The sequence below is a fragment of the Virgibacillus proomii genome, assembly GCF_900162615.1.
Lineage (GTDB): Bacteria > Bacillota > Bacilli > Bacillales > Amphibacillaceae > Virgibacillus > Virgibacillus proomii.
The window spans coordinates 2,428,872-2,440,924 of the sequence record NZ_FUFN01000010.1; the positions used below are offsets into that span (position 1 = coordinate 2,428,872).

General features: G+C 34.1%; 12 protein-coding genes. 9 read left to right on the top strand and 3 right to left on the bottom strand.

The window, feature by feature from the left end:
• The 4 genes from BN1066_RS18795 to BN1066_RS18810 all read left to right on the top strand — a co-directional run bounded on the left by BN1066_RS18795 (position 1) and on the right by BN1066_RS18810 (position 2,748).
• The gene (locus BN1066_RS18795) at positions 1-1,065 is read left to right on the top strand and encodes an LLM class flavin-dependent oxidoreductase (protein WP_077321252.1); all 1,065 of its coding nucleotides are present in this window, start codon (positions 1-3) and stop codon (positions 1,063-1,065) included.
• Positions 1,062-1,628, top strand: a complete 567-nt coding sequence (locus BN1066_RS18800) for an NADPH-dependent FMN reductase (protein WP_077321254.1) — start codon at positions 1,062-1,064, stop codon at positions 1,626-1,628. The genes BN1066_RS18795 and BN1066_RS18800 overlap by 4 nt, the downstream gene beginning before the upstream one ends.
• A 15-nt stretch (positions 1,629-1,643) precedes the next feature.
• On the top strand, positions 1,644-2,264 hold the full coding sequence (locus BN1066_RS18805) for a nitroreductase family protein (RefSeq protein WP_077321256.1): 621 nt from the start codon (positions 1,644-1,646) through the stop codon (positions 2,262-2,264).
• Positions 2,265-2,403: 139 nt separating this feature from the next.
• Positions 2,404-2,748 (top strand): DoxX family protein, encoded by a 345-nt coding sequence (locus BN1066_RS18810; protein ID WP_077321258.1) that lies wholly within the window; start codon positions 2,404-2,406, stop codon positions 2,746-2,748.
• 640 nt (positions 2,749-3,388) lie between these two features.
• Here BN1066_RS18810 and BN1066_RS18815 read toward each other — a convergent pair.
• The 3 genes from BN1066_RS18815 to BN1066_RS18825 form a co-directional block, all read right to left on the bottom strand.
• Entirely contained in the window at positions 3,389-4,609 is a 1,221-nt protein-coding gene (locus BN1066_RS18815; protein WP_077321260.1) for a serine hydrolase domain-containing protein, read from the bottom strand.
• 51 nt (positions 4,610-4,660) lie between these two features.
• A complete protein-coding gene (locus BN1066_RS18820; RefSeq protein ID WP_077321262.1) occupies positions 4,661-5,098 on the bottom strand; it encodes a MarR family winged helix-turn-helix transcriptional regulator in 438 nt (145 codons plus the stop codon).
• Between the two features lie 874 nt (positions 5,099-5,972).
• Positions 5,973-6,821, bottom strand: coding sequence for a hypothetical protein (locus BN1066_RS18825; protein WP_077321264.1), 849 nt, complete (start codon positions 6,819-6,821; stop codon positions 5,973-5,975).
• Between the two features lie 548 nt (positions 6,822-7,369).
• Here BN1066_RS18825 and BN1066_RS20950 point away from each other — a divergent pair.
• The 5 genes from BN1066_RS20950 (at position 7,370) to BN1066_RS18855 (ending at position 12,018) form a co-directional block, all read left to right on the top strand.
• Positions 7,370-7,768 (top strand): ATP-binding cassette domain-containing protein, encoded by a 399-nt coding sequence (locus tag BN1066_RS20950; RefSeq protein WP_245799827.1) that lies wholly within the window; start codon positions 7,370-7,372, stop codon positions 7,766-7,768.
• An 812-nt stretch (positions 7,769-8,580) separates the two neighbouring features.
• Positions 8,581-9,309, top strand: coding sequence for a MerR family transcriptional regulator (locus BN1066_RS18840; protein ID WP_077321265.1), 729 nt, complete (start codon positions 8,581-8,583; stop codon positions 9,307-9,309).
• Between the two features lie 123 nt (positions 9,310-9,432).
• Entirely contained in the window at positions 9,433-9,624 is a 192-nt protein-coding gene (locus BN1066_RS21370; RefSeq protein ID WP_425445302.1) for a helix-turn-helix domain-containing protein, read from the top strand.
• A gap of 451 nt (positions 9,625-10,075) precedes the next feature.
• Positions 10,076-10,774, top strand: coding sequence for a response regulator transcription factor (locus BN1066_RS18850; RefSeq protein WP_077321267.1), 699 nt, complete (start codon positions 10,076-10,078; stop codon positions 10,772-10,774).
• Positions 10,771-12,018, top strand: coding sequence for a sensor histidine kinase (locus BN1066_RS18855; RefSeq protein ID WP_179104436.1), 1,248 nt, complete (start codon positions 10,771-10,773; stop codon positions 12,016-12,018). Before BN1066_RS18850 ends, BN1066_RS18855 begins: the two co-directional genes overlap by 4 nt.
• The last annotated feature ends 35 nt before the right edge of the window (positions 12,019-12,053 follow it).

The following is a 12,053-nucleotide window of genomic DNA, read 5'->3' on the forward strand; positions in this document are numbered from 1 at the left end:
ATGGAAAAATATCGTATGGATCAATCAAAAGGAATGGAATTCGGTCTATATTCATTAGGTGATCATATTATCAATCCACTTACAGGTAACCGTATTTCAGCACAGCAGCGAATTCATGAGCTAATAGAAGCAAGTAAATTAGCAGAACAGGCAGGTATTGATGTATTTGGTGTTGGTGAAAGCCACCAAACTTATTTTACATCTCAAGGACACACTGTAATTTTAGGAGCAATCGCACAAGCAACCAAAAAAATAAAGCTTACCAGTTCAGCAACTGTTCTAAGCGTTTTAGATCCTGTACGTGTGTTTGAAGACTTTGCAACAATTGACTTAATTTCAAATGGGCGCGCTGAAATCGTCGCTGGCCGCGGCTCACGTGTTGGAGCTTATCATTTACTTGGCGTTGATTTACAGGACTATGAAGAAATTTTTGAGGAGAAGCTAGACCTTCTGAAACAAATTAATGAGCAAGAACGTGTAACATGGCAAGGCGAATTTCGTGCTCCGCTCCAAAATGCGGAAATTTTGCCAAAACCAAATGGCTCACTTCCCATTTGGCGGGCTGTTGGAGGACCGCCAGCAAGTGCAATAAAAGCAGGAGATATGGGAATTCCTATGATGCTTACCACATTAGGAGGACCTGCAATGAATTTTAAACTCTCTGTTGATGCTTACCGTGAGTCAGCACAGAATAAAGGTTTTGATCCGGACACATTGCCAATTGCAACAACAAGTTTATTTTATGTAGCCAATACAACAAAGAAAGCATTACAGGAAATGTACCCCCATATTAATGTGGGTTTTCAAGCAGTTCGCGGAGCAGGATATCCAAAACAACAATTTGCACAGGCAACGGATTACCGAGATGCACTTATGGTTGGTAGCAAAGAACTAATTATTGAAAAACTTTTATACCAATATGAATTATATGGTATGCAACGTTTTATGGCACAAATCGATTTTGGTGGGGTACCATTCGGTAAAATTATGAAGAACATTGAGATGATTGGGAATGATATTATTCCGGCAATCAAAAAATATACAAAAAATGAGGGAGTACAATGAAAGTTGTAGCAATATCTGGATCAACAATAGGTTCTAAAACAAAAACAGCTATGTTGAAAGTGATAGCGATATTTAAACAAAAATATCCACAACATGAAGTAATCTTGCTAGATTTAGCTGAATATAAAATAGAGTTCAGCGATGGGCGGAATTATTTTGATTACGAGGGGGACACCAAGTATGTAACTGAAACCATTATGGCGGCTGATACCCTCATTATCGGTACACCTGTATTTCAAGCATCCATTCCAGCTACACTTAAAAACATTTTTGATTTGCTGCCAGTTCATGCATTCCGAGATAAGGTTGCAAGTATAGTTGTCACTGCTGGAACATCTAAGCATTATTTAATGGTTGAACAACAATTAAAACCCATTTTAGCCTATATGAAAGCACATATTGTTCCCACTTACGTTTTTATAGAAGAAAAAGATTTTTTGCGTAAAGAAATTATCAATGATGATATTGTCTTCCGCATAGAACGTCTTGTAGAGGATATCGTGTTATCAGTTGAAGCTTTTGAAGCAATTCATGCCATAAAAGACGCTAAATATGATTTTTAGTAAAGGAGTAAACAAATGGATTTTCAAAAATTAATAGAATTTCGTCATTCTGCAAATAACTTTTTACCAAATATACCAATTACTGAAGAAGATTTAATACCCATTTTTAATGATGTTAAGCTGGCACCTTCTGCTTACAATTTACAACATACGGAATATGTTGTTATTACAAATCCTGAATTAAAAGAACAAATAAAGGAAGCAGCCTATGGGCAATATAAAGTTCACACTGCAACAGCAGTTATTATTGTAACAGCTGATCGTTATGCTTATAAACAAACGGAAAGATTACATCAAGGAATGGTTGCTCTTGGCATGTTGACTGAATTTGAGTTGAATAAGATGATTGAAGAAAACCATTCTTTTTATGAAGGAAGAGGCGAACCATTTATGAAAGAAGAAGCAATTCGCAATGCTTCACTTTCATCTATGTTTTTCATGCTCGCAGCTAAAAATCGCGGCTGGGATACATGCCCCATGATTGGCTTCAATGCTGAGAAAGTTCGTCAGCTTTTGGAAATTCCGCACACACATGAAATTGTATTAATGATGACAATTGGAAAAGAAAAGGAAAGCTCTAGAAGATTGCGCGGATACCGTAAACCAGTTAATGAATTTGTGAAATTTTTAAATTGATTTTTGCTTAAATATGAAAATCTAACCTGCCACTATATTAAAGTACACCCAAAAAATATGGATAAATATAAAAAATTTTTAAACTGTCAACCTATAAAAATATTAATTGAACTATAGTTATTAGAAGGGACTAATATGAATGATTATTTTATCAATAGTTTTACAAATAATACTGGGATTAGGATTTTTAATGTTTGGGATTCAAAAATTAATATCAAAAAATATGAAGAAAGGATTTAATTATTTTGGGTATAGTAATAGCTTCCGTATATTTACTGGAATTTTTGAAATAGCGTCAGCCATTACTATTAGTATTGGAATCTGGATCAAGCCATTAGCGATAATAGGGAGTTTGATGATCATCGTTACAATGATAGGTGCAATATTTACACATATTAAAATGAAAGATTCCTTTAACAAAATGTCAATACCACTCGTTTTATTAGTCCTTGGATCAATTGTAACCATAATAAATTTACTATAAAACCAAATGGATGAAATAAGTTTTATCAACTGTTTATGAGGCTTTAAGTCGATAAGGTCTTACAAATGATCAAAAAAATAAATTATACAAAACACCGCTATCCCATCGTGTACGGAAAGTGGTGTTTTGTTTATAAAATTTTGTCCCAATACTGAATGTGGTAGTTTCTTTTATGCCGCTAAGATGTTATAACCAAAAATACGTCCCCTTCCCTTTTAGACTTTTCAATAAACTATATCATGCATCTAAAACTACAAAAAAAGGAGTCAAACGTTTTATTCGCTCTTTCTTTTTTTCATCCTAATTTCCTCACCAGATGGGATAGACTTTTGAAATAAACTCTGTTCAGAAATATTCAGATTTTGATTATTGAACTGTAAGAACAAAAGCTAGAAGTGCCCGGGTAGCGGCGTACAGACCAGAGAACTTCTACAAAATAAAGAGAAACCTATTCAAGGGTTGTTTTTCTCCTTAAGCAGTAAATCAAAGACGAAGTTCGCACCCTCCTTGAAAAACCGCGATGTTTCGCTGTCGTCGTTCTTGCGTTGATGCTTTTCAAGAAGTCCTCTTTCTCCTTTAAAAGGGAAGCACTTTTCTACGTATCTTAAACATATTTCTTTAGCATTTGACTACATAGTTCCTACTGTTTATTAAATGGTACTTCGATACCTTCATCAATAAAAATTCCGTTTGCCATATTGATATAACTCATTGTATTTCGTATCCAATAGAGATCAGGCTTCACTTTAAATAAGTGAGTATTGTGTTGATCATCAAAAGATATAATATGGAAGTTTATATCTCGTTTAATCGTAAAACGCGTTTGATATTCATCAGAAAGTTGATAAATTCCCTCTATATGATCACTATTGTTTGCTAACGTAATACGGGGATGTTTTGGAGCATTAGGTTCTTTACTGTCTTGAGATTGCTTTAAGAACGCTAATATTTGTTGCTCATAAAAAGGGCTTATTTCTTCATTCGTTAAGAGAATAGTCATTGTTTCATTTGTCAAAGAACATAAACAATGTGAAGAATAACCAGGCCATCCACCCGAATGACCAAACGAATTCTCTTGAATTATAAAGCCATAGCCATATTTGTTATTTAAAGGAGTAGGAGTTAATGCGCGTTTTACAAGTTCAAGCGATACCAATCTACCTTGTATAAACCCTTTTAAAAATTTGGCAATCTCCTTCGCTGTAGAATAAATACCACCATCACCATAAAAGTTATATTTTTTATCAATATCTTTAAAAATAGGATCTTCTGATAAAGGAATGTATTTGTTATGGATATAATCAAATAGTTTACCGATAGCGAGTTGTTCAGACCTTGGCTTTGTTGTAGTATATGGAAGTTGCAAAGGATTGGCAATCATTTTTTGCAAATAATCCTCATAAGAGTATTCACTTGTTTGTTCAATAATTTTAGCTAGCAAGACATAGTTTGTATTAGTATAAAGCCAACCACACCCTGGCGGAAAATAAGGTTCTTTATTATATAAGATCCCTTCAATATCTTCTTGAAATGATAAGTTATCTATATACTCTGGAATACCAGATGTATGGGTTAGTAAATGTTTAATGGTCACATTTTGAAAGTTTTTAGTACGAAACCATTTTGTCAGCTTATCTTCAAAACTAATTAAATTTTTTTCTATTAACTGTAGTATCATCACAGAAGTGTACATTTTACTCAAAGAAGCGATGTTAAATAATGTATTTTTTGTAATAGGTACTGAATCATTCATATCTGCAAAGCCTAATGTTAAATGTAAGCTCTCGTTGTTACCCTTCTCTATATAGACAGCACCATTGAATTGTATTCTTTCAAGTGTAGTATGAATGGTTTGAAACATATTTAACCCCCCTTATTAAATTAGATATCTAACATATTTCATGTAAAGGATTCACACGAACTCTTTTAAAGCAATCTTTTTTAGTTTCTTTGTAATTCGTTCCAGTTCATTAAGTTCTGAGAAAGTCAATTTAGAAAATAAACGGTCAGCGACAGCTCGCTCAACATGCTCTTGTTTCTTAAAATACTCCCACCCTTTACTACCTAATGTGATAAAAATTTCACGACGATTTTCAGGGTTAATCGAACGATGAATGAACTGTTTTTTCTCCATCTTAGCAATAAGCTGACTGACAGCACTAGAACTAATGTTCATTTCTAAAGCAATCTCACCTACATTGATTTTTTTAGCATAATAAACAATATCTAACAGAACAGCTTGTTGCGTAGTAATATTACTAGCTAAATATTTTTTATAGTGTTTGTAAATGAGACGATTAATGGCATAATCAGATTCATTAATTTGTTTCACTTGTTCATAAAGTCCCAACCGGATCACCCCTCTGATATATTAGATACCTAACATGTTAGAGGATGATCTAAAAAAAGTCAATATTCTTTGATAATAAATGATAATCACCATAGGTTGCTCCACCATGACGATAAGCTACAGAGTTTTTAATACGATTGATGTAAATAAAGGTAACAAAAATGCAACGTTATATAAATAATAGTTTTTCAATTATAACTGAATTAGAGAGGATAGTTCTTTCCTTATCAATACTTCATTTAAAATTAAAGTAAAGATAGGCACCTATTTTGCTTGAACATAATGTTTGATTCAAATAGATACTACAAACCTTCGATAAACGACAAAATGAAAGATCACATTTCGAAAAATAATTGATCACACACGCTATTACTTATATTCAATTGAACTATTATTTATAAATAAGGTTGATCTTTTCAGTTACCCTTATTCAATTAAAGTGCCTGATTATAGACGAATGAAATCGAAATAAAGCTCAAATGTCATTTCCGACTGTATGGGCCAGTAACTTTTAAACATGTAGAAGTGCCATATCATTGCAATAAGATTTACTTTATAACTAGGTTAACAGTAATATCTTCTCTTGCTACAAAAACATTTAGATTTCTTGACCTTGTGAGATTTGTACTTCACCTTAGTTTGATCATCTACTAGCCAATAACCTTCTACTTTTTATAAAAGACAATCCATTTTTAATAAACGGATTTTAATATTAAGTGCAAAGCTAAAATATATGGTTATATAAAACCCATAGTAGCTCTTATAGTCTACTTATGTTTTGTCCTATGTGGCGATTTTTCTTTATTTTGAACTAAGCCATCCATTCTTTTTTAAACTTTTTTCGATTGAAATAGTATAGAAGGATGTTAGAATGTTAAAGTTTCATATTTTTACTGTCTTCTTGTTTCCCATCTTGAATTGAAATAGTAGAGTTATCTTCAGCACTTTTAGATTCCTTTTGTGCCTTACCATTTTCCGTTTTCTCTGTTCTGTTATTAACATTATCTAAAGTATTGATGCTTACCTCTTTATCCTTCTTAATAGCAATTGATATGTCGTTATTTATTTCACTAGACATCTTTAACATTTTTGCATTTAAACCTTCAGCCTTTCTTTTTAATACGGCAGAGCGTATAGAATCAGTATGTTCCCACCCTTTCGCTTCTCTTCTTAAAGTTATTTGCGCATTTTTCAAACTAGTAAAATGGGTTGTCATATGGCTGGCGTGCAAAATGGCTCTCATCGTAGGGGAAGAAAAGAAAGTTTCCTCTTCAGGCACCGTAATTGAGTTGATTTCACTTTGTTGTTCTTTACTTTTCTGCTTTTCTTTTTTACTTTCTTTATTCACCATACCTAATGCTTTTCGCTGATCCTCAAGCTGAAGACTCCATATTTGTTCTTCTAATTCTTGAATTTGTTTATCAATATCTTCAAGTTGAGAGTGTATAACTCCTGCACTCATTCCTTTATCCAAGGAATTACTTATAAAATTAATACGCTTTTCATCTAAAGCTTGTTTTTGCTTCTGTAAGTGATCGATTATTAAATTGTTCGATTTTGTCATACTATTATTAAAAGCTTGTAACGCATAATTGCTAATCGTAACTGTATCTTTACTTTTCGCATTGTCTTGTACACTTGTTTTTATTAAAGGTCGTGTGATTATATGATTGTGATTAGCAGCTTTAACTACTAGATTTGCTGATAAAAAAGATGTATGCATGTACATAATACCCCCTTCGAATTAATGATATTATTCCTTTTTTATAATATCGGACAAAAATCGATTTAATGTAGAAATTTAAAGGTTTTGTCATTGTCTACCATCATGCTAAATACACAATATTAGATATTATAAACAAATGATATACTGATGCATTATTTCCGCCCACTTTCCGTTCATTTTATTTTATCAATAGAATAATAAGGTTGGTGTAATATTAGAGAGTTTTTAAGCTTAATATTCTAAGGTTCCAATATTACACCACTCTTCTGTTTGTTTGTTATAGTAGGAATCTATCACGTTGAAAGATGGTGAACCTATGATTTTATCTGTCAAAAATCTTACTGTCACCTACAGGAACAAGCACAGTAAAAGATTTAACATTCTCAATCAAACAAATAGAGGCATTTAGCTTACTAGGAGCAAATGGATCTGGAAATCCACTAGCATCAAAGCCATCTTAGGTGTTGAAAAAAGTGCGAGTGAAGAACTTCTAATATTAGAAAAATCACCTATTACGGAGCGAAAAAAAACATTTGAGGAAGTAGGTGTTCAATACAAATTTCCCCGATAAAATGACGGTCGAGGAAGCTTGCATTCAATGGCAAGCCCTATACAAAACAACTCAAGCTGTAGAGCCTTTACTAACGACATTTGGTCTACAAGACAAAATAAAGCAATTAATTAAATCCTTATCTGGAAGAGAGAAACAACGGCTTGCTATTTTATTAGCACTGCTACCTAACCCAAGCTCGTCTTTTTTAGACGAACTAACGACAGGTCTTGATACTAAAGCACGTAAAATGCTGTGGAAGCAACTATTTTTGATAAAAGAAAAAGGATTAGCGATTGTATTAACTTCACATTATATGGGCGAAGTGGAAGCCTTGTGTGACCGACTGCTAATTTTAAAAAATGGAGAAACAGTAGTGAAAGGTACTATATAGGAAATAATCGAGAAAAGTGGTCAAAACAATTTAGAAGCTGCTTATTTACGATATGCTGGAGAGGAGGAGTGGATATGAGTTTGTTCTGGACATTGTTAAAAATCGAGGGAAAGCTTGTATGGAAAGGCATAGATATTCTAATTTTCGGCATACTTTTCCAATTATACTATCTGTTCTCTTTGGCTATCTATTGAGTAACAACTCAGCTAACAATGGCACATCACTGTTTGAAACCACTTACCTCGCTGTCGCTACCATCGGGATTTTAGCTACAGGTATATGGGGGTGCCATTAACGATTGCTGATTACCCCCATCGCGGTATTCTTAAACGATTCATAGTAACTCCCATTACCATTACACATTTGATTTGTACAAAGTATTATTCAACTTACAGCGGCGATTGTTTCACTAGTTGGTGTTACGATCGTTTATACATTGCTATTTCATTACGAAATGTCCTGGGGTCTTTTCCCTCTATCCTATTTCTTTGTACTAGCTTTCATATACAGTATCGGTATATTTTATTGGGAATGTTGTACTTAATCAAAAATCTGCTAATCTCTTGGATTCTACTAGCTATTCTCTATGTTGCTGTTTTCTGGAGCAACTATTCCATATGAAATCATGCCAACGTTTGCTTAACGAATCATAGATTTCTTACCTCTCGTACAAGGAATTCATTTAATGAAGCAAATATCGATGGGAGAACCTATTAGTAGCGCATTTATTGCTATCATTGCACTAAGCCTCTTCATTATAGTAGGGTTATTATTAGCAAAAAATTCTTTAAGTGGAAGTAGAGGATTGCTCGATGTATTTAACAACCGAAATCGCCAAGTTAGTGAATGTACATCCAAATACTGTTCGTATTTATGAGAAATGGGGTTATATTTCCCCCGTGCCTCGAGCTTCTAATGGTTATAGGATATTTTCAGAGTTGCATTTGTTTCAACTGCAAGTAGCAAGAATTGCTTTTCGCTGTGAAATTGTTCAAGGTAATATTCGATCAAAAGTGCGAGCCATTGTTAGAGCTAGTGGCAAAGAGGATTTTAAATTAGCTTATCAGCTTTCACAAGATTATTTATTGCATTTAGAGAAACAGTATGCAAGAGCTTTGGAAGCCATTGGACTTGTTGAACAATTACTAAGCGGCAAAAAATCCTTATCAACTCTTACATACTCTAGAAAAGAAGTCGCTAAAGAATTGGAAGTAACATCTGAAGTAGTACGAAACTGGGAAAGAAACGGTTTACTCATTGTTCCTCGACTTGCAAATGGATATCGAGCCTATACAATGAATGAAATCAATAGAATGAAGATTATTCGCACTTTACGATCTGCTCACTATTCAATGAACTCAATTCTTCGACTACTAAATCAAGCGGACCAGTCCAAAGTGCTAGATGTCAAAGAAGTACTTAATACGCCCGATGAGCATGAAGATATTATCACTGTGACAGATCGGCTTACTCATTCGTTGGAAGAAGCAATTGAAAATGCACATGAGGTAGCTCGGCTGTTAAACTCGTATAAAAAGTAATAAGACTATGTTAAAAATCTGTTAACCTTACCTATAAAAAATAAAAAAATCAATTTAAATCGAATAAAAACAAGCAAGTACTATTATGAACTAACCATCGTTACCACATTTGAAACGGCACGTATAGAAACGTTGTATGATCAAAAAAAGTCTATTTGTACAATTGCAGAAAAACTAAAACGCTCACCATCTACACCCTCTAGAGAATTTCATAACAAGGGTCCTATCCATTCGAACATGCTCAGGGAGAGCTATAATAAACATAGATTATGTTGTGCACGTATTGGTCAAAGGTCTCGAGAGCTAGCCCATTAATTTAAAAATGGAAGCTTACCTAGTCGTCAGGTTGAATAATCAAGTTCTTCGCCACAAAGGAAAACGTCCTGATAGTGTTGTCTCTAGTTGCGGGAAAACAAAAGGATGTTTACCATATTTATAGAACAAAAGCTAAAAGCGCTTGGTTAGTGTTGTACAACTGGAGAGCTTTCTGACAAAGATCTTCATTCAAAGAGTGCATTTCCCGTGAATGTTAGTTCAACGAATCGGGGGTTTAGGCGCCGTTATCTCCTACTTAAAAATTCTTCCCATTCTCTAAAACTCTTGAATCAGGAGTCTTACGGCACCTTTAGATTGGGATAAAATAAAGAAGCTAAGATCATCCGGCAAATAGATAAGCAAGGTTAGTTTGAAAAAGAAAGCCATCCACTGTTATCATAAAAAATGATCAATGGATATTTGATGAAATGTGGGAGATGAATGAGCACTGATGAAAAAAATATTGTTAGTAGAAGATGACTTAAGCCTGATTGAAGGATTGAAATTTTTTCTGTTAAAGCAAGGATTTAATGTAGCGGTTGCCAGGACAGTAAAGGAAGCAAATGATTATTTTCATCGATTCGAGTTTCATCTTATACTGCTTGACTTAATGCTTCCCGACGGCAGTGGCTTTGATCTATGTAAAACCGTTAGACAAACATCTGAAGTTCCGATTATTTTCCTTACCGCTTCTGATGAAGAGGCGAATGTTGTGATGGGACTAGATATTGGCGGAGATGACTATATGACAAAGCCTTTAAAATTAAATGAGCTTATTTCTAGAATGAATGCTACTTGGCGACGGTCAGGCTATGTCAATGAGCAATCGGCAGAATTAAACTCCAATGGAATAATTGTGAGGCTTTTAGAAGGGAGAGCTTTAAAAAATGGAGTGGATTTAGATCTTACTGCAGTTGAATACAGGCTTCTCTGTTTGTTTATGCAACATCCGAATTATGTTTTATCAAAAGAACAAATCATGCAAAAGTTATGGGACAATCGTGAAAGCTTTATTGATGACAATACGTTGGCTGTTTATATAAGTAGGCTGCGTGACAAAATAGAAGACGACCCAAGGAAGCCTTCCTTTTTAACGACAATCAGAGGTTTAGGGTATAAATGGTCTACAAAACAAGGGGATTTATCATGAATATATGGATGAATAAAGAGGCAAAGCATTTCTTTTTGAAAGGGACATTCATCTTATTAATCGGTGCTATACTTATGCAATTTTTTTCCTATGCAAACGCCATTCAACTAAAGCGGGAAATAATGAAGCATGATTATGAACTTGCCGGATATCTGGTCAACCATTACCCAAACTTGTCTGAAGAAATTCCAGCTGTATTCACTTCTGATAAAACGAAAGACGACCTTCATGCAGGTCAATCTTTACTTAAATCATATGGATATAAAAATGATATGCAAATACGTTTTATGCCTGTAGTGAATTCGATCTATCAAATGGATGCAGCAGTGGAGACAAGCATCTGGATTGGGACAAGTCTTTGTCTTTTTGCAGTTGCCTTTTTATTTTTCAAAAGGCATTACCAAAAAATAGATCAGTATCAAGAGAATGTTTACCAAATCATGAGTGGAGCTGTTTCGACTAAGCTTGATGATAATGAAGAAGGTAGCCTGCCTAAACTCGCTGCAGCTATTAATACAGTGACAGCATCTTTACATGCACTTATTGAAAAGGAAAAACATAACAGATTGTTTCTTAAAGATCTTTTAACAAATATTTCCCACCAGTTGAAAACTCCCTTATCCGCATTGGCGATCTACAATGAAATTATGAGAAACGAACGTTTAGAAAATGATGTAATTACAAACTTCTTGAAGAAAAGTGAAGATGAGCTTGAACGCATGGAAACCTTAATCGCCAACCTCTTAAAGCTCGCTAAATTAGATGCAGGGATTATTAAGCTGCGTAAAAGTCACTGTGAATTGAATGAGTTGATCAAACAAATTACTACAAGCTTTGAAACGAGATTAGTGCGTGAACAAAAAAGCTTGGATATAAAAGCTGACAAAACAGTAGCCTATTGGTACGATCAAGAATGGTTGCTTGAGGCTATAAGTAATTTGATAAAAAACGCGATAGACCATACAAAGGTAGGCGATCGTATCGAGGTTCATCTTGAAGAAACTCCGGTATTGGTAAAAATAGCTGTTTATGATAACGGTGAAGGCATTCATCCTAATGACCTTAATTATATTTTTAATCCCTTTTATCGCAGTCAACTTTCTCAAGATCAGCAAGGTATTGGTATAGGGTTAACCTTAGCTAAAACAATTATAGACATGCATGACGGTTTTATTTCGGTCGAAAGTTCAATTGGAAAAGGCACATTATTTACCGTTCACCTCCCTAAACTTACAAAACTGTAAGCTAAAATTCATTGCAGGGTAAGGTAAGGGGGTTA